We start from the raw sequence: 19,607 nt of genomic DNA, 5'->3' as shown, positions 1-19,607 counted from the left end.
TGTCAACAAAAAAACTTATTAATTGATTAATATAATTTAAATAGAGATAACAACCTGCTTATAACATAGAGCTGAACAGTATTATTTTAAATCGAGCATTCTTCAGCCTTTCAGGTCAGTGTTTTGCTCCATATCTAATTCTTCAAGTTCCTTGAATGCATCGCGCACGTCTTTTTCCACAGCTTTCAATTTCTGATTCAATTCCTTGATCAATGAAGTACCGCGCTTTACCTTTTCTGCCAGTTCATCTATGGGTGTTTCCTGGCGGTCAAGCTGATCTATGATTCCCTGTAATTCTTTAAATTTCTCCTCATAATTTGTCTGCTTTGTCATTTTTATTCTCCTTGATTATATTTACTTTACTGGATATTTCACCATCAGAAAAGCGAGTAGTGATTTCGCTCTCGGCACTGATATCATGCACGGAGCGGATTATTTTTTTCTGCTGGTCATAGACTATTGTGTAGCCCTTTCTGAGATTGTTCAAAGGGTCATTAGCTTTTAATAATCTGCGGTAATCTTTCAATTTGCGCGATTGCTCATTGATCAAGCCGATGTATTTGAATAATTGAAATGAACTGACCTGATATTGAAGTTTTATGGCAAATTGCTGTAATCGGCTGTCAGGATATGAGCGCAATTTATGAATAAAGCTGTTCAGTAGCAGACTCCAGCGCTTAAGCCGCATCAGAGTGGTATTTTGAAGACGACTTGCTGTCTGATTCAGGCGGGAATTCAATTGCTGCAGGTAATAGCGTGGTGCAGATCTCAGCAGATTCACTGCCCCTGAGATAGCTTCATTATTGCGATTATATTCCTTCTGCCAGTGATAATAAAGTCTGTCCTGAAAATTATCCAGATTTACCTTAAGTGTGTCATACCTGGCAACCAGATGCTCAGCCACAGCAGTTGGCGTTTTAAAACTTGTATGCGCCACATAATCCAGCACACTGGTATCTATTTCATGACCGATCCCGGTCCACACAGGTAGTGGATATTCACTGATAGCCAGAGCAATTTTCAGATTATCAAGACTGTATAGATCAGATTTGCTGCCGCCACCCCGCGTGATAACCACTAGGTCAAGATCAAGCTGCCTGAGAACTTCCAATGCCTTCAGCACAGTATCCTCTGTGGCATCTCCCTGCATCCTGGCATCAGCCAGATAGATGATAAAGCCCCAGGGTGAACTATTGAGCGTTTTCATAAAATCACTGTAGGCAGCACTGGAACCACTGGTGATCAAGCCGATTTTCTGCGGTAGAAATGTGAGAGGAACCCGTTTATTCATTTCAAAACGATTTTCGGATTTCAGTTTATTAATGATCTCCTGACGCCGTCTTTCCATTTCACCCAGATTAAATTGCGGATCTGCATCTTTAATCTCCAGAGCCAGACCATAGGTATTATGAAAGGTGAGTTTGCACAAAAAACCATACTGCATACCGCTGGTCATTTTCAGCTCCATCCCTGCCTGCTGAAATTTACGCCTTATGCTCTGGAATTGACCACTCCACAATCTGATTTCCACTTTGGCAACTGTCCTGCCGGAAGTATCAGTTTCGATCAGTGAACCATAATAATGTCCCCCCCGGTTGGAAACATTATAAAGTTCACCACGCACCCAGAACTCCGTTGCCATAGCCGGAGCCAGATAGTCTTTGATCCGCTTTGTAACAGCCGAAACCGGAAAGAAATTTTGCATTTCTAATCCCTCTTATCGTGTATTTGTTTGGTTTTCAAATAAGTAACGAACCTTTCCACTTCCAACTAACTTCCATAGGATTTTATAATTCTTGTTTATATAACGTATTCTTCCAGCAACAATTGAGGGATGAATGTCGTACTTATTGGCAAAATCGATAACTTTCTCTGTTGAATAGTTAGTGAGTAGTGATGCTTTTTCCAGATATTCGTCCTGAATCAAATTTTCAGAAGCGAATAAATCAGCGCTCTTTTCTTCTTCTATATCTGCAATCATTTCCAGATCGTCCAGATAACAGGCTTTGTCATCATCAGAATTCAAATGCAAAAATACATGTCCAAGTTCATGAAACAAAGTGAACCAGAAATTATCAATTCTGTCATAGCGTAAAGTTAATGCTATCACTGGATTACCATCTTTTGCAGGGAATACCGCTCCATCCAGATAAGTTCGTGGTAAATGTGATAGGATTATTACATGTATCCCTTCTTTTTGCAATAGTTCTAATGCCAGCTTGGGTCCTGAATCAAATTTAGTTAAAGCTTTTAACTGATTAATGATTTTTGATTTGTTCTCTGGTTTATAATTACTATTTAGGATTTCTTCATCCGCTATTCGACGGCAGCCGGCAACCCAGGCAGCCAGAGCATAATTATTGGAGCGATCACTCATTCTCAGGTTTTGTCTGCACAGTGGTTTCCCGGAAGCAAGTTCGGTAAAAGGCTCAATTAAATCACGTAAGTAATGTTCTACATTGTTTTTAATTTGCTGGTAGGAAGCATTTACATCAGGAAAAAAAACTTCCCGAGCCTTTTCAAACATTGCTTTGATGGGAAATTTCTCCCAGTTGATGTCTAAGGGCTGATTTATATAATTAATACTTTCCTCTTGTGCTAAAACCTCAAGTGGAATTTTGAGTCCTTTATTGAGCGACCGGATCATTTTTAGGGTAAGTGGACGTTTGCCAGTGAGAATATTGGAGACTACGCTTTTATTACCTATATATGGTACTAAATCCATTTGATTTAGATTCATCTGCTCCATTCTGAACTTGATAGCTGCTATTGGAGATGGGTTATCGATTGGAAATGCTTTCTCCTCATATTCTTCTATCAGATGAGCAACCAATTCCATTTCTTCCCTCTTATCCAGAGTCAATGTGTCTCTATCTAAAAGACCATCTAAATGCAGGCAGGCGTTTTGATAATCATTTTGATCTTTGATCAATTTGAGCTTAAACATTTCGTCTCCTTTAATTTCAATTTCTCATATTCCTTATGCCTTCCTGCCCATCGGATTCTGACAATTTTACTCTCATATTCTATTTTTGCTACTAACCGATATTTATTTCCACAGATATTAAATACTACACAGCCAGCTCCGATAATGCTTGCTGATCTATACTGCGATTTCAATTCATTAGGTGTTGACCACGATGCCTTTTTCATCTCAAACAGCAGAGCTTCTATTGAGTTTTCAGCTTCTGAAAATTCATTTATAAAGTCTTTAGCGATTTTTCTTCCAGTAACAATCATTTAACCTGCTTCGCAATACTTATTTACTGAAAATATAATTATTGAGTTGATTTTTATGTCAAGTTATTTATTTTGCAAACTATGTTTAGTTAACAAATAAAGTAACTATGATGCTCGAATGGATGATATAAACATAGTATTGATCGCCAGGAGTTCTGCCCGGAGTTCCGTTCATAACTCCTGCTTAGCTGCATTGGATACTCACTTACCACAAGTGGTTAATTATTTGCAGTAAAGAAAAGCTCAGTAAAAAATATTTTCTCCGGAGGAGATATATAATTCCCAGTTGACATATTTCACCCGAAATAGAAATTCACAAAAAATGCTGAAAGGATAGGTATATTGTGAAATTAATAAAAATTTCTCTGCTTCTTATGCTTCTGATCTCTGCCACTTTGTGGGGTGATGATTCCCCGCTTCTATATGATGACAGTGAGGTTGCCCAGGTGGAAATTACTGTTGATCCTGCAGATATGATCTGGATGTATAATAATGTCTATAGCGATTCACTGCATAATGCCACTATCCATTTCAGCAATCCAAATATTGATGAAACTGTGGAAGATGTAGGTTTCCGGCTGCGGGGAAATACTTCCCGGATTTCCTGGAAAAAGTCCTTCAAATTATCTTTTAATGGATTTGTGCCCGGCAGGGAATTCTATGACGTGGATAAAATGAACCTTAATGGTGAACATAATGACCCCTCCATCATCCGCAGCAAGCTTTGCTGGGACATATATCAGAATATTGGCATGACATCTTCCCGCGCTGCTTATACTGAGGTATATATCAACGATGCCTATTACGGGCTGTATATGAATATCGAGCATTTGGATGACGAATTCCTGGCAAAGAACTTTAGGGATGACAGCGGTAACCTCTGGAAATGCAATTATCTGGCGAGATTGAACTATCTGGGTGATGACCCGGATTTATACAAATTCATGAATAATGGTCAACGCGTTTATGAACTGAAAAGAAATGAAGAGTTAGACGATTATTCCCAGCTTGCCCGTTTGATAGATGTGCTTAGTAATACGCCGGCAAATGCCATAATGGACTCGCTGGAGACCATGCTCGATGTAACTGGTGTGCTCAAATATTTTGCTATAAATGTACTTACAGGCAGTTGGGACGATTACTGGTATGGGAAAAATAATTACTATATTTATCATGAACCCTCTCAGGATAAGTTTTACATTTTTCCCTATGATTATGATAACACCTTTGGGGTGGACTGGATGAATATTGACTGGACTGAGCGTGACATTTATGTATTCAAGCATCCTGATGCAGATCGTCCTTTGGCTGACGTATTCATGGAAAATGATCAGTATCACAATCTTTATACCCATTTCCTGGAATTTTATGCAGATAATTTATATGACCTGCCTCTCTGGGAATCCCGTATAGACAGTCTCAAGGATATGATCACAGCATCTGCTGAAGCTGACAGTTTCCGCACTTATGATTACGGTTTCACCATGGATGATTTTCATAATTCCTACTCTGCCACGGGCTATTATAATCAGCACGTAAAAAAAGGCATCAAGCAGTTTATTATTGAGCGCATTGAGAATTTAGAGCAGCAGCTATATTATGTGGATGCTGATCCGGTGCTTTATGCCCTGGACTGGCAGGATACTCCCGTAATGCCTGATGAACCTGTGAATGTGCAGATTTCAGTTTTCAGTAATTGCGGTTTAGATCAGGTTGCTCTGGAATTTTATCCTGAAGATGATGAAACTCCCCAAATCTATCAAATGGAATTTGATCCTGTGAATAATACTACTATAATAGAGGAAACAGACCGCTGGACAGGAAGTATTCCACCTCTTGGTGATCTGCAATATGGCTGGTTTCAGATACGGGCTACTGATCTGGTCGGAGCTGAGCAGGTTTTTCCGCGTTCCCACCGCATTCAAATCCAAAGATCAAATGCCTCAACTGGTGAGATATTTATAAATGAATTTCTGGCGAGTAATTCTGCCACAAATCCCGATGAAGCCGGGGAATATGACGACTGGCTGGAGCTCTATAATTCCACTGCAGAGGATTATGACCTTAGTGGGCATTATCTGACTGATCATCCTGATAATCCTCTCAAATGGCAGTTTCCGGATGAAATTATTATTCCCGCTCAAGGCTGGCTGCTGATCTGGTGTGATGAAGACCAGGAGCAGGGCGATCTGCATACAAATTTCAAGCTTTCAGCTGATGGTGAAGATATTGTCCTCACTCATAGTGACGGCAATACCACCCTTGATGCAATAAATTTCTCAGAGCAATCTTCTGATATATCTTATGGCAGGATACCAGACGGCTCTGAATTGTGGGGTTTTATGCAGCCCACTCCCGGAGATGCCAATGATGACGTCAGCAATGATCTGGAGGAAATCCCTTCATCATTAGCTCTGGCAAATTATCCCAATCCTTTCAACCCGATCACCAGTATTACTTTTAATCTTGCCGAACCCGCTTACATAAATCTGGATATTTATAATCCTAAAGGACAAAAAGTGATCACACTCACTAACTCCCTGCTGGAATCAGGCACTCATCAAGTGATATGGGACGGCAAAGATGAGCAAAATAAAAGCGTTAGTTCAGGAATATATTTCTATAAATTGAGCCTTGATCACAAAGTATCAGCTATTCGGAAATGTCTCCTGCTGAAATAAGGAAACTCAATATGAAAGCACCTCAATTAATCCCATACCCTCAATCACTTAAATTATTAGAAGGCTATTGCCTTGATCTGGATAATGTCGAAAATGTCATCAATTCCAAAATTGCTCCCGAAGGCTATGAACTCACTATCTCTCCCGAGAAAATAGTTATTTCATCTTCAGATAGCACCGGCAGGTTTTATGCTCGTGCTACTTTATCTCAATTGATTCATCAATATGATAACCACTTGCCCTGCCTGAAGATCATTGACAGCCCTGCCTTCTCCTGGCGCGGACTGCATCTGGATGTAAGCCGGCATTTCTTTTCTACTGATTACATCAAAACTCTGCTGAAAGCTATGGCTGCCTATAAGCTCAACAGGTTTCACTGGCATCTCACAGATGACCAAGGCTGGCGCATTCAAATTGATAAATATCCCCTGCTGACCGATATTGGTGCCTGGCGCAAGAATGAGCAGGGAGACACTTATGGCGGATTTTATACCAAGGCAGAGATAAAAGAAATTATTGATTTTGCTGCTCAGCTGCATATTGAGATAATTCCCGAAATCGAGATGCCTGGTCATGCAAGGGCTGCTATCACTGCCTATCCTCAATTTGGCTGTAATGCAGAAGAAACTAATATTACCACAGATTGGGGTGTATTTGATCAGGTATTCTGCGTAGGCAAAGAGGAAACGCTCTCATTCCTAAAAGATATTCTCACAGAAGTCTGCGAATTATTCCCTTCCCGCTGGCTGCATACTGGTGGTGATGAATGCCCCACCAAAAGCTGGGAGAAATGCCCTCATTGCATTCAAAAGGCAAAAGAAGTCGGTTTGCAAAGCGTAACTGATCTGCAAAAATGGTTTACCACAGAAATTGCTGAGTTCCTGCAAACAAAAGGCAAGGCAATGATTGGCTGGGACGAAATATTAGGTGCAGAACTGCCGACAGATAATATAGTCATGGTCTGGCGTGGTGATGGTATTGATGCCATCAAAATTGCTCTTGCCCGTAAGCATCAGATGGTACTCACCCCCAATCTTTTTTATTACTTTGATTGGAAACAAACCAGCGCTGAAGCAGAACATGGCAGCTTTGGCGTAACCACACTTTCCAGAACATATTCCTATGACCCATTGGCTGCTATTGATAAAGATACCAATAAAGCTCTGATCCTGGGCGTACAGGGTAATATCTGGACAGAAAGAATTACCTACCCGGATCAGGTGTCATATATGGCATTTCCCCGCGCACTGGCTATTGCTGAAACCGGCTGGTCCAAAAATAAATCCAATCCGGCAGAATTTCTGGCCAGAGCAAAAGCTCAAACAGCTTACTTGAAAAGCCTTTCCGTAAACCCCTGCCAGAAAAGTGAGTAATTATGAAGTTAAATATAACTCTCCTGCTGTGCATGTTTATGCTATCCATGGTATTTATTATAAATTTGCATGCTCAGACGGAAGAAGCAGAATTACAAAATAATAAGATTGAGGATTCCAATATGAATGAGTATAGTATTGTTATAGATAAATCCCGATTCAATATGAAGCTTTATCAAGGCAACCAGGTTATCAACAAATATCAGGTTGCTCTGGGTAAAATTCCCGGAGATAAACAAAAAGTGGGTGATAAGCGAACTCCTGATGGTGATTTTGCTATCGAGAAAATCCAGGTCGCTTCCTGGTGGGAATATGATTTTGGTGACGGCAAAGGTCCCATAAAAGCCTATGGTCCCTGGTTTATCCGTCTTGAAACAAATGCCACTCAAACCCTTTCCGGTAACACCTGGACGGGTATTGGTATTCACGGTACACATGATGAAGATTCCATTGGCACTCTCGCTTCCCGCGGCTGTATCCGAATGCACAATAAAGAACTGGTAGAACTGGTGGATTTCCTTAAATCTCTGCCAGATTATCATATCAAAGTAGTTATCAGAGAATCTATTGATTAATATGAAAATTATCTCGCTGAACATCGCTAATTATGATGACCATCCCGGTTGGGAAAATAGACGACAGCGGATTTGCGAAATGCTGATCAAAATGCAGCCAGACCTGATCTCATTACAGGAAGTTCGCTTTAATCCTCAGCAAAAAACCTGCCAAATCTCTTATCAAAATTCCGCTGAAGAACTCCTTGCGCTGCTACACTCGCAAAAAAAATTCCTGGATTTTCGTATCATCACTCAACCCACTATGTACTATCCCACAAAATATTCATATCCCTCCCTTGATGATAAGGTCATCTGGGAAGGAAAATCTTTTATTACAAATCTCAACATTCTGGAATATGGTAACTTCCTGCTGACAAAGCCTGACACCAGTCGTGACATGAATAAACGCAGCATCTTCTGGTGCCGGCTCAAGCGAAAAGACAGCGAATTCATCATTGGAAACCTGCACTGGGGACTTGATGAAGCAGCACGAATCAGTAATGCCACCCAAACCGCTCAATTAGCTGCCAGATTTCCTGATATACCCCTTATCTTTGCCGGTGATTATAATACAGATCCCGATGTCCCCATTCAGCAGCAGTTAATTGCTGCAGGTTTATCCGATCTCTGGGTTACAGCAAATAACCAGAATCCGGGTTTCACATTTCCAGCTCAGGAACCCACTCGCCGAATTGATCAAGCCTGGGGTAATAAACTGGCTGTTCAGAGCCTTGAAAGTATCTCTATTCAACCCTTTCATGATTTGTCAGACCACCTTGCTCTCCTCATAGAACTGGAGCTTAAATGATACCATATTCTCAACCAGTTGAATTTCAGATAGTGCCGCACTGGTCAAATGAATACCGTCAGGCTATCTATCTGCGCTATAAACTCCTGCGTCAACCCCTCGGATTGAAATATACCAAAGCACAAATGGAAGATGAAACAGATCAGATCCACATCATTGGCAGGATCAATGACCAGATTGTCGCCTGTCTTTGCCTGGTGCCTTTAGAAAATAAGGTATATAAAATGCGCCAGGTCTGCATACGTGAAGATCTTCAGCACCTGGGTATTGGCAAAAAACTGGTCGCTTTCTGTGAAGCCGCATTAAGACAAAATGGAGCTATCGAGATAGTACTCAATGCCAGAGATTACGTCACTGATTTCTACCTCAAACTTGATTATAGTATCTGCAGTGAGCAATTCCTGGAAATCGGTATCCCGCACTATAAAATGTACAAATCACTCACTAAATAGGGCATAGCTACTCAATAGAAGTCGTCAGCTTATATTCTGCAGTGATAGCTCACATACCACATAAAAGGTGTCATCATCCGATTTAAGCTCCTGTATTTTGCCTCATACCACTGCCAGAATTCCTGCGTCCACTTTGCTTTATATTCCTCGGTCTCTGCATTCCACGCTGATATTGCTAACGCTTTCTGCTCCTTGAATAGCTGACTCTGCCTATTTGCACTATGATCATAATTTTTGCGCAGGAAACTGATCTCGCTGTTTTTGTGCCAGTAATAGATCTGACTCTGGTATGTTCCGCTTAAGCCCTGCATGACATTCGTCCGAGGCTCCAGACCCCGCCGATAGATCTTCACTCGACTGTAAACCGGCTCAGGCTGAGCCAGAACTTCTTCCAGATGCTCATCCAGCCAATTAGTATAAACTGCCTGTATATCAGCCTCACTACTCAGGATAATGAACTTCCTTGCGCAGTGCTCCACACCATTTAATTTTAATACTAATTGCTGCTCACCCGATTCATTGAAACTGATCTTCACCAGGGTTCGCCGGCAGATCTTCTGCTGCCAGCTTATTCCACCACTACCTGACCATTCAAGCTGATAATTCCCCGCCTGTCGTACAAAAAACACAGTTTGACCTTGCAAAGCATAATCACCCGGAGTCAGAAAATATGGAGTATAGTAATAAAGTTTACGTAAAATGGCAGAATATCCCTTATATTGTGGGTTAGAAATGGTATTAGCAAACCGGTTCAGCACACAGGTTCTGTCCTTCAAGGGTGAATTGCCCCCAGGTGGATGATATTCAAAGGCATACTGCTCATATTCACCGTTCCGCTTCCGCCGATATACGGTGTCACCCCGCCTGCCATGCATATTGAAAAACCGGTCTAATCCTCTTCCTTCTAAAATTACTTTCTTTTTCATGATCACTCCTTATGCCTTAGGAGTTTGCCATGAGAGTTCGACTTACCACTAAATAAAATAATCAATATCCTGTCCCAGACAACAACTTTTTTCCCAACTTCAAGTCACCCCCGAACCACAAATGCTCCCCTTGCACTCCAAACGACTCAACAACAAAATGTGGTGTCGTTTGGAGTGCAGGTGGCCTCAGATTATTGCTTAGCCAAAGATTAGAGGTGGCATATAGGTCATATAGGGTGTATAGGGCTTATAGAGGTGGGATTTAAGAAAGTAAGCTAAGATAGAAATATATTGCCTTAAATATGCAAAAAAGAAATAATTGCCATGGGAAATTGGGAATTACTAAAAAGACAAAGGAAGCCAGATGGAAAAGCTGAAATATCTTGAAAGAGAATATATGAGTATATCTGGAGAAGAAGATAATCTGAAGCAGCAGATCGAATTATTATTGCAACTATCAGAAACTGCAGAAGCCGAGGATAAAGATAAAAGCATTTCATACGGTGAACAAGCAGAAGAGAAAGCTCAGAAACTGGGAGAATATGAATTACTGCAAAGAGTTTACAAATATCTGGGAGAGCTGCATTTTCGGCAGGGAAACTTTGAAAATGCCGTGGGATATTATGAAAAGCTGCGGGAATGTGCTTTTAATGAGGAAGATATAGAGACAATAATTCTGGGGTACTATAATATTGGACTGATATACTGGAAAAGGAACGATTATAAAAAGTCTGAAGAAAATTTCCTTAAATCACTGGAACTGGCAGATAAACAGGGAGAAATAAAAATCATAGCAAGAAGCTCAACTGGAATGGGATTATTATCCTGGAAGCAGGGCAGATATGAATTAGCCTTAGAGTATTACCAAAAGTCCCTGGAATTGAGCAGAGAACTTGATGATAAAAATGAGGAAGCCAAATTACATAATTATATAGGTGTAATTTATAAGAATCAGGGTAATCTTGTTTCTGCCCTTGCTCATTACCAGCTATCGTTAAGCATTTTCACTGAATTGAGTGACAGGATCAGCATGTCTAAACTGCTGAATAATATCGGAAATCTTTACCTTATGCAGGGCAGTAATGAAAAAGCGATCGATAATTACCTGCAATCTTTGAAGGTTAGTGAGGAGCTGGGAGATGATCATACGCGCTCCAGTATCTTGAATAATATTGGTTTGATCTATTTCAATCTGGAGGACTATGAGAAATCACTGCCATATCATCATCAGGCTCTTGAGATTCGGGAGCGGATGTCTGACAAATCGGCAATTGCTCATTCCTTAAAAAATCTGGGTCTGGCATATCAAAAAACAGGTCAGCCAGAGAAATCAATGGAATGTAAAATGCGAGCCTTGGATATTGAACTGGAAATAGATGACAAATCCGGGCTTGCCACCACATATTCGCTGATCGGATTATCCTATATGGATGAAGGTGATCTTGAGCAGGCAAGAGCAAACTACAATCAATCACTTAAGCTGTATGAAGAATTAGGAGATAAACCAGGAACAGCGGCAAACTTGATCAATCTCGGAGGTATTCATCTAAATTTGGAAGAGTATGAAGCTGCTGAGGAAATTACTTTACGCGGTTTGAAACTGGCAGAAGAAACAGGAGTGGAAACTCTGATCAAGGATGGTTATAATGTTTTAAGTGAATTATTCGAACAGACAGGAGATTATCAAAAAGCGCATAATTATTTTAAGAAATTTACTGAAATCAGGTATCACCTTGAGAATCTGGAGAGTAAGCGGCATATAGAGGATATCCAGGCAAAATATGAATTTGATAAACGGGAAAAAGAAGCAGAGATCTATCGGCTTAAGAACATTGAATTAGCAAAAGCGAATGCAGAACTGACGCTTTTGAAAGATAACCTGGAGCAGCAGGTGGACGAAGGAATAGAAGAATTACGTAAGAAAGACACACTCATGGCAGCACAGTCACGTCAGGCGGAAATGGGAAAGATGATAGGATTTATTGCCCATCAGTGGAAACAGCCTTTGAATTCAATCGGATTAATAGCCCAGAATCTGGCAGATTCCTATACTTTTGATGAACTGGATGAAGTTGCCCTTGTGGAGGGAACTTCCAATATTTTTGAGCTGGTTAAGTATATGGCAAAAACTATTGATGATTTCCGCAATTTCTTTCGACCTGAAACTACAAAATCCATTTTTGATCCTGGTGAAGTGATAGAAACTACTTTGAAGTTGATCAGCAAAAGCTTTGATGCTGATGATATTGAGATAAATCTGGAGCTGGAAGAAGGGTGTTCTGTAGAGGGATTTCCTAATGAGCTTTCACAGGTGATCATTAATATATTAAATAATGCCAGAGAAGCACTGGAGGAAGATAATGATCTATTGGATAAGCAGGTTTGGGTAAGTCTCATAAAAGAAGATGAAAAGGTTATCATTGAGATCAAAGATAATGGAAAAGGTATACCAGAAACTGTTTTACCTCATATTTTTGAAGCATATTATACAACAAAACTTGATAATAAGGGTACGGGATTAGGTTTATACATATCCAAAACCATTATAAATGAGAAAATGAAAGGAGAGATCAGCGTAAACTGCGAGGCCGGAACAGTTTTTAAGATAGAATTGCAGGCAAAAACGGAGACTTAAACCCCCTTAATTTATTGAAGATAACGAAACATGGTGATTCTGAGCGGTTTTCTTTAGTACTAATTGATAAACCTTTTACGTAGTGAAATATTTCTATTATGAAAAAATAAACAAGTGTTAAATATTATTATACATATAACATGAAGAAAAACATTGACAGGGAATCTATGAATGGAATATGTTTGAACCAGCAATCGGGAGGAACGATGAAGTTGTTTGGCAGATACAATAAAAATGCAGTATGTCTATATATATATATGCAGTTAGAGTACTTCATGGCAGGTTCTGCGGTTGGGGCTGAGCGTTTTGAGACGCTCAACAAATGATAACTTAATTAAAAAGCTGTAAACACAAATGTCAGTGAAGAATTTTAGAATATTAGTAGAAAATATCATAAATTAAGACGCTGCCCGAACACATAGGCATGAACAGGCAGCTAAGTTAAATAACCTGAGAATAAAATATAGAGGAGTGCATTATGCGCAACTTAAAAAAATATATAGTAATGTTATTCGCCCTTTTACCCGTGATTTTATGTTCTACAATTCTTTATGTAGATGATGAATATTCATCAGAAAATGCCGGTGGGCATACCTGGGGAGTAGATGCTTTTGATAACATTCCGGATGCAATAGGGGAATTTGAAGATGGGGATTGTATCTGGATATATCCTTGTAGTACAGGTGACTGGGTTCAGAATTCGATTATGATCTATAATAAATCAGTTCATATGGTAGGAATAGGGGATGTAACAATCAGGGGTGCTGCATTAACTGCAGAGACATTATATCTTAATTTCACTGGTTTAGTATATTACACGATTACTCTTGAAAACCTGACTTTGAGTCATACAAGTAATAATATGATAATCAGACTGATTTATGATACCCAGCGTACATCATTAGATTTCTCAGAATGCACATTTACAAATTATGGTGCGAGCAGTAATCCAGATATGATATCCATAGAAAACGCTTTTCAAATAACAATAACTGATTGTGTTTTTGAGAATGAATATGGAGATTTCAATGCAATCCGTTGCCATGGTATAAATCAGAATTGCAGAGAAATTGTATTTACTGATAATCAAATCACCGGAGGATCATTATATTTTGATCTAAATGGAACATCAGCGTACAATAATCTGATTGATGGTAATGTATTTATAGGTTGTCGTAGTTTATGTCATATTTCATGCTATGATTATGATGTACAACTTGAAATCAGTAATAATCTTGTATATGATATTCAAGACTTTCTTAACAATTATGATTATCCAATATATTTAGCAACTGATGGTGATGATGATGTTGAGATATCAGTTCTAAATAATACATTTGTACCTGATCCTGATAATACTCTTGTTGTCGCGATTTTTGGTGATGTAACGGAAGAAGGTATGGAATATCCTGATACTGATATAACAAATAATATTTTCTGGGGATTTGATTATATTATACGGGATGATACAGCAATACCCGAGGCTTTTGATATTGATTATAATTGCTGCAATGTGACCTTGAATGATGCAGGAGCAGGAGATACTAATAATATAACCGGGAATCCACAATTTGTAGATGCCGGTAGTGATGATTATAATCTGGACTGGGACAGTCCCTGTATGGATTCAGGAGACCAGAGTTTTGATGAAGATGCAGACGGTACCGAATGTGATATGGGCTGTCTGGTGGCAAGAGATCATGATAATGTGATCTTTATCGAAAGTGAAACTGGGGATGAGACTTATGTCTGGCGGGGATTTCCCCGGCTGGATGTGGTAGGAGATGAGAATGGTGGTGAATTCGTGGAAGCCACTGATATGTTTGATTATTTTGAATATCCTGATCGTCCTGACCCAATTGAAGTCTGGTATCAGAACAATGATCCTGATTATGAAGATTTGCATGGAGATTGGGATACAAATGAATATGACTGGGATCCAGATCCAAGCAGTTCATTAGTGAAGAGTACCAGAGGATATAAGGTTAAAGTATGGGATGATGCCTCAGAAACTTCTCTTTTGCGAGTATTTGGTCATGTAATTGAAGCAGATACTTATATTACAGTGGATGTGAGTGAAGATGAGAACTGGTTCTGTTACTTTCCGGAAGATACCCAGGATGCTGAAGATGCCTTTGATTCTACCACACTCTCGCAATTAGACAAGATATGGACCAAGAATTGGACAGCAACAAAAAACGGGGGGACTTGGACCTGGCCCGGAAATGCAACTCTCCGTTATGGAGAGACAGTTATTATAAGAGATGTAGTAGCCCGGGATTTCAGTTTCCAGTGGCAACAGCCAGCACGGGATATTATAGAACCCTATGAAAGACCGGAACCCACCCAGTTCAGTTATAATGAAGATATCGAATATTTCCCGATCTTTATGGAATTCACAGAAGTACCTCTGGAAGTTGCCGTATATGTTGATAATGTCTGCAAGGGTGCAGAAGTGGTAGATAGTGACAGTCTCTTTCAATTACGAGCTTATGTGCTTGAAGAAGAACCCGGCTATGAATTGGAATTTGTTTTTTATAACGGCAGGTCTGAAACCAAGGTTATGGATTACAGAATAGATAACAGCTTCAGCCAGTACAGCACAGACAGGCTTATAACCGGCAATCTGGGAGATTATGTCTTTATCGAGTTTGGAGAACCACTCTCTGATCAGGTTCCTGAACTGGAAACAAACCTGAAAACTTATCCTAATCCCTTTAATCCAACTGTGCAGTTATCATTCCAGGCAGGGCAATATGGAAAATATGATTTGGTTATATATAACCTGAAAGGACAAAAGGTTAGAACCATCATAGAGAATGCATATTGCACAGAAGGTGAAAGAATAGAAAAGGTCTGGAAAGGGCTTGATAATAATGGAAAGCAGGTCAGTGGAGGAGTTTACTTTATCAGACTGATATCTCCTTATGATGAACAGGTCAGCAAAATCGTTTTACTGAAATAAATGAAGCAATGTTAAGCTAATAATTAGCAGGCAGGTGCGTGAGCATCTGCCTGCCATAAGGAGAATTGATGAGCAAATATATAATAATCTTTATCTTATTTTCCACATATTTTGTGCTAGCTGACACAATAACTGTTGCCCAAGACAGTACAGGAGATTTTACTGTAATCCAGGAGGCAATTTTAGCAGGTTCCAATAATGATACAATCCTTGTATATCCCGGGATATATTACGAGAATATCGATTATATGGGAAAAACTTTAGTTATTGGCAGCTTATATTTGGTAACCGGAGAGGATGTGTATATAGATTCAACGATTATAGATGGTAATGAGAATGGATGCGTGGTGACAGTGGAGAATTATGAGGGAGAAGGAACAAAAATTATTGGCTTTACTATACAAAATGGATATAATAATTATGGGGGTGGAATATCTATAAGCAGATCATATTTAGATATAATAAATTGTGATATTTTGCGTAACAAAGCTTCCTTGCTCAGCGGCGGTATATACTGTGAGTATGATTCTCATATATTTCTTTCAGGATCATCAATTTGTTTTAACGTAAGTGAAAAGAAATATGGTGGGATAGTTATTGGAGATGAAGCTCAGATTTCATTCGATACCAATAATTTATGCAATATTTATGGGAACTATGGGGGCGCTTATTGTGATATGTACAGATTGATAGATTTAGAGAATCCTGTAAATTTTGAAGCATATCTGGATACTTTCAGTTGCCTGGATCCGGATAGATATTTCATAGGAGCTGGCGATGATGGATTCAATCTGAATTGGGAATATCTTGATTTACATGTGACCACTGCATATTATGAATTTTACGATGGAGATTTGTTTGTATCCCCGGATGGAAATGACAATAACAGCGGAACAAGTCCAGAAGAACCGATGCAGACAATTGCCGGAGCAATAACCAGAATAGTATCCAACCCGGATGATCCGAATACTATTTTTTTACAGGGAGGCATTTATAGTTCAAGTCTAAATGGTCAGTTATTTCCTTTAAACCTGAAGTCCCATGTGAATATAGTGGGTGATTGTGAGGAAAACGTGATCTGGGATGGAGAGGGTCAAAAAATAATTTTAGATTATTATAGTGGATTTGAGTATGAAATAAAGAATATCACTTTTATAAATGGACCATCTAGTCCCTGGAAGGTGATTCGAATATTTCAGCAGGATATGGAACCAATGAGTATTGTATTTGAAAATCTGAAATTCATTGATATTGAAGTAGCATCAATAAAAGTGACAGAAAGCATTGAATTTGAATTAAGAAATATTCTTATAGAAAATGGATCAAGTGGTTTAATTGGATATAATAGTGCACCTGGAAATCACAGCAAAATCGTAAACTGCCAGGTAATCAATTCTGGTTCCGGGTTTCATCATAGAAATTATGATCATACAGGCGAAAGGTCGAGACTGGATGTAATAAACACTTTAATTGTAGACAATTTATGTGAGACTGATGGACGCGGGATCTGGACGTATAACTCTGATACAAATGGTTATGCCGAAACAAATATAGTAAATTGCACGATCATGAATAATTCCTGCGATGATTACACCAATTTATTAGGTTGCGTAAATGCGCAACTGGGCGGTAATTACAATATTTATAATAGTCTGATTTATGGAAATGACGGATATGAAGTATCCGCAGATACAGGAGATGGAGGTATTCTGGGGAGTACAATAACAGTTTCCCATTCATTGATCGAAGGGGGAGAATCAGGGATACCTCTGGTGGGTGATTATCCCTCAACCTTGAACTGGCTGGATGGGAATATTGACTGTGATCCGATGGTGGATGAGGATTATGTTCCGATAGCCTTTTCCCCTTTGATAGATGCAGGAACAACAGAGCTACCTTATGATATTGAGCTTCCTGAGACGGATCTGGCAGGAAATCTGAGGATTACAGGCAGGACAGTGGATATTGGTGCCTTTGAATTCAACCCCTGGGGCAGCGGAACAGATGACGCTGTTATCAACGCCGATCAACAGCTATATGTATATCCCAACCCGGCAGTATCTGGCAGTTTAAGAAAGGGGACAGTAACCATAAGCTGGAGAGGTGTTAGAGAAGGAGATATCCAGTTTGATATATATAATGCCAAAGGGCAAAAGGTGAGGAGTGTTTATAATATTTACTGCCAGCAGGCAGGAGTATATCAGGCAGACTGGGATCTGCAGAATGAGAGAGGGAATAAAGTAAGCAGCGGAATCTATTACGTGAGAATTAAACTTGCTGGGAATTATCAAGAGCAGCAGAAGGTGGCTATTATTAATTAGTATTGTCAAAATGCTTAAAGGAGTAGGCAATGTGTAAAGTAAAATCAGTGATAATAGCTGTTTTTATCATAATACCCTTTATTTTGGGAGCCGTGGTAACTGTAAAGCCACCCGGACAGGGTGGTGACTATGATTGTATCCAGGATGCTATCGATGATATTGAGCATGAATATGTATATGAAGATACAATTGAAATCTATCCCAGCAGTGGAGATGATTGGGAAGAGGATATAACAATAAATGACATAAATCTAAGAATGATAGGTATTGGAGATGTGTCCATTAAAAATCGTACTGGAAATACTACGATATTATATACACTTTCAGGTAATTATCAAGTCGCATTAGAGAATTTAACAATAAAAAATGAAGATGATGAAAAGGTTGTTTATGCATCAGCAAGTCGAGGAGGCAGTACGAGTCTAACTTTAATTGATTGCGAATTCGAAGGAGATTCTGCTAACTATAACAGATTAGTAGATACAAATATGATAGAAATAGTAGATATCAGTGGTTGTACATTTAATGGAATTCAAGCTCCTAATTATCAAAATCCTTGCAAATTAATTAATTGTGTTGATTCAGATCAAATAATAATAACCGATAATATATTTACAGGAACTTCAGATTATGCAATCTGTTCACGAATTCATATCGATAGTGAATACGCATGTGAAATAAGTAATAACACAATCAGTGATTGTAAATATGCCATACTGCTTGATTGTAGTGGAGATACAGAAGTAGAAATAAAGGAGAATCTCATTTTTGACCTTTTAAATGGAGCATATGCACTTTGCATTGAAAAACCAAGTGATCCAAATGATTCAGAGATATCGTTTACCAATAATACTTTATATTGCTCTTCCGGATTTACCAAGTATGTATTTGCAAACGCAACTAATGAATTTGTACCCACAGAAATTGTAAATAATATATTTCACTCTTTTGATGGGTTTATGGATAACAGTGCAACAATTCCTACTGAATTTGATATAGATTACAATTGCTGCAATGTGACCTTGAATGATGCAGGAGCAGGAGATACTAATAATATAACCGGAGATCCGCAATTTGTAGATGCTGGTAGTGATGATTACCATTTGGAGCAGGAAAGTCCTTGTATAGATTCAGGAGATCCGAGTTTTGACCATGATGACGATGGCACAGTGTCTGACATGGGTTATTTTACAGGAGATGATCATGATCTGGCGAGATTTCTGGAAAGTGATGGAGCAACAGTTAATATTAACTGGATAGGATTTCCGCGGCTTGATGTTACTGATGGGGAAAATAATGGTGAATATGTGGAAGCAACAGACATGTTAGACTTATTAGAATATACAGATAATCCGGAAGAGATCGAAGTGTATTACCTTTTATCAACAAGTAGTTTGTATGGAGAATGGAATAATGAATATGAATATTATGATTGGGATACAGATCCATGCGCTAATTTAATCAACAGCATCAGGGGTTATAAGATCAAAGTCTGGGACAGCGGATTAAGCAGTTCATATTTACGTGTTTTTGGAGATGTGATCGATCCTGAAACAGATATAACAGTAGATGTGAGAAAAGATGAGAACTGGGTATGTTATTTTCTAGAAGACACCCAGGATGCCGAGGATGCTTTTAGTTCTGGGGCA

At 39.2% G+C, this 19,607-nt stretch carries 15 protein-coding genes; 10 read left to right on the top strand and 5 right to left on the bottom strand.

The window, feature by feature from the left end; translation table 11 throughout:
- Positions 1-102: 102 nt before the first annotated feature.
- The 4 genes from xseB to RAO94_11585 are packed head-to-tail and all read right to left on the bottom strand — an operon-like array spanning position 103 to position 3,240.
- Positions 103-333, bottom strand: a complete 231-nt coding sequence (xseB, locus tag RAO94_11600; GenBank protein MDP8322985.1) for an exodeoxyribonuclease VII small subunit — start codon at positions 331-333, stop codon at positions 103-105.
- Positions 311-1,705 carry an exodeoxyribonuclease VII large subunit gene (gene xseA, locus RAO94_11595; GenBank protein MDP8322984.1) on the bottom strand — a complete coding sequence of 465 codons (1,395 nt, stop codon included), beginning with the start codon at positions 1,703-1,705 and terminating at the stop codon, positions 311-313. Before xseA ends, xseB begins: the two co-directional genes overlap by 23 nt.
- 12 nt (positions 1,706-1,717) lie before the next feature.
- A complete protein-coding gene (locus RAO94_11590) occupies positions 1,718-2,947 on the bottom strand; it encodes an ImmA/IrrE family metallo-endopeptidase (protein MDP8322983.1) in 1,230 nt (409 codons plus the stop codon).
- On the bottom strand, positions 2,929-3,240 hold the full coding sequence (locus tag RAO94_11585) for a type II toxin-antitoxin system HigB family toxin (protein ID MDP8322982.1): 312 nt from the start codon (positions 3,238-3,240) through the stop codon (positions 2,929-2,931). Before RAO94_11585 ends, RAO94_11590 begins: the two co-directional genes overlap by 19 nt.
- A 344-nt stretch (positions 3,241-3,584) precedes the next feature.
- Here RAO94_11585 and RAO94_11580 point away from each other — a divergent pair, with 344 nt between their 5' ends.
- Genes RAO94_11580 through RAO94_11560 form a run of 5 tightly spaced genes read left to right on the top strand, consistent with a single transcriptional unit; the run spans position 3,585 to position 9,111 of the window.
- A complete protein-coding gene (locus RAO94_11580) occupies positions 3,585-5,921 on the top strand; it encodes a CotH kinase family protein (protein ID MDP8322981.1) in 2,337 nt (778 codons plus the stop codon).
- An 11-nt stretch (positions 5,922-5,932) separates the two neighbouring features.
- Positions 5,933-7,294: a beta-N-acetylhexosaminidase gene (locus tag RAO94_11575; GenBank protein MDP8322980.1), complete on the top strand. Its 1,362-nt coding sequence runs from the start codon at positions 5,933-5,935 to the stop codon at positions 7,292-7,294.
- Between the two features lie 2 nt (positions 7,295-7,296).
- Positions 7,297-7,869, top strand: a complete 573-nt coding sequence (locus RAO94_11570; protein MDP8322979.1) for a L,D-transpeptidase — start codon at positions 7,297-7,299, stop codon at positions 7,867-7,869.
- A gap of 1 nt (position 7,870) precedes the next feature.
- Complete coding sequence (locus RAO94_11565; protein ID MDP8322978.1) at positions 7,871-8,659, top strand: endonuclease/exonuclease/phosphatase family protein; 789 nt, start codon at positions 7,871-7,873, stop codon at positions 8,657-8,659.
- A complete protein-coding gene (locus RAO94_11560; GenBank protein MDP8322977.1) occupies positions 8,656-9,111 on the top strand; it encodes a GNAT family N-acetyltransferase in 456 nt (151 codons plus the stop codon). The genes RAO94_11565 and RAO94_11560 overlap by 4 nt, the downstream gene beginning before the upstream one ends.
- A 29-nt stretch (positions 9,112-9,140) precedes the next feature.
- Here RAO94_11560 and RAO94_11555 read toward each other — a convergent pair whose 3' ends face one another.
- Entirely contained in the window at positions 9,141-10,037 is an 897-nt protein-coding gene (locus tag RAO94_11555; GenBank protein ID MDP8322976.1) for a hypothetical protein, read from the bottom strand.
- A gap of 364 nt (positions 10,038-10,401) precedes the next feature.
- Here RAO94_11555 and RAO94_11550 point away from each other — a divergent pair, with 364 nt between their 5' ends.
- The 5 genes from RAO94_11550 to RAO94_11530 form a co-directional block, all read left to right on the top strand.
- On the top strand, positions 10,402-12,672 hold the full coding sequence (locus RAO94_11550; GenBank protein MDP8322975.1) for a tetratricopeptide repeat protein: 2,271 nt from the start codon (positions 10,402-10,404) through the stop codon (positions 12,670-12,672).
- Positions 12,673-12,839: 167 nt separating this feature from the next.
- Complete coding sequence (locus RAO94_11545) at positions 12,840-12,998, top strand: hypothetical protein (GenBank protein MDP8322974.1); 159 nt, start codon at positions 12,840-12,842, stop codon at positions 12,996-12,998.
- 152 nt (positions 12,999-13,150) lie between these two features.
- Positions 13,151-15,637 (top strand): T9SS type A sorting domain-containing protein, encoded by a 2,487-nt coding sequence (locus RAO94_11540; GenBank protein ID MDP8322973.1) that lies wholly within the window; start codon positions 13,151-13,153, stop codon positions 15,635-15,637.
- Positions 15,638-15,705: 68 nt separating this feature from the next.
- Entirely contained in the window at positions 15,706-17,958 is a 2,253-nt protein-coding gene (locus RAO94_11535) for a choice-of-anchor Q domain-containing protein (protein MDP8322972.1), read from the top strand.
- A gap of 29 nt (positions 17,959-17,987) precedes the next feature.
- Positions 17,988-19,607 (top strand): hypothetical protein (locus tag RAO94_11530; protein ID MDP8322971.1); only part of this gene is annotated, 1,620 nt, incomplete at its 3' end.

The sequence above is a fragment of the Candidatus Stygibacter australis genome (assembly GCA_030765845.1).
GTDB lineage: Bacteria > Cloacimonadota > Cloacimonadia > Cloacimonadales > TCS61 > Stygibacter > Stygibacter australis.
The sequence above is the reverse complement of the archived record's forward strand: the minus strand, read 5'-3'. Positions and strand labels throughout refer to the sequence as shown.

Bases quoted from the DNA above. Each gene is read 5' to 3' on its own strand.
- RAO94_11535 (MDP8322972.1), top strand. From the start codon at position 15,706: ATGAGCAAATATATAATAATCTTTATCTTATTTTCCACATATTTTGTG.
- RAO94_11585 (MDP8322982.1), bottom strand. From the start codon at position 3,240: ATGATTGTTACTGGAAGAAAAATCGCTAAAGACTTTATAAATGAATTT.
- RAO94_11590 (MDP8322983.1), bottom strand. From the start codon at position 2,947: ATGTTTAAGCTCAAATTGATCAAAGATCAAAATGATTATCAAAACGCC.
- RAO94_11550 (MDP8322975.1), top strand. From the start codon at position 10,402: ATGGAAAAGCTGAAATATCTTGAAAGAGAATATATGAGTATATCTGGA.
- RAO94_11575 (MDP8322980.1), top strand. From the start codon at position 5,933: ATGAAAGCACCTCAATTAATCCCATACCCTCAATCACTTAAATTATTA.
- RAO94_11560 (MDP8322977.1), top strand. From the start codon at position 8,656: ATGATACCATATTCTCAACCAGTTGAATTTCAGATAGTGCCGCACTGG.
- RAO94_11570 (MDP8322979.1), top strand. From the start codon at position 7,297: ATGAAGTTAAATATAACTCTCCTGCTGTGCATGTTTATGCTATCCATG.
- RAO94_11565 (MDP8322978.1), top strand. From the start codon at position 7,871: ATGAAAATTATCTCGCTGAACATCGCTAATTATGATGACCATCCCGGT.
- RAO94_11545 (MDP8322974.1), top strand. From the start codon at position 12,840: ATGAATGGAATATGTTTGAACCAGCAATCGGGAGGAACGATGAAGTTG.
- xseA (MDP8322984.1), bottom strand. From the start codon at position 1,705: ATGCAAAATTTCTTTCCGGTTTCGGCTGTTACAAAGCGGATCAAAGAC.
- xseB (MDP8322985.1), bottom strand. From the start codon at position 333: ATGACAAAGCAGACAAATTATGAGGAGAAATTTAAAGAATTACAGGGA.
- RAO94_11555 (MDP8322976.1), bottom strand. From the start codon at position 10,037: ATGAAAAAGAAAGTAATTTTAGAAGGAAGAGGATTAGACCGGTTTTTC.
- RAO94_11540 (MDP8322973.1), top strand. From the start codon at position 13,151: ATGCGCAACTTAAAAAAATATATAGTAATGTTATTCGCCCTTTTACCC.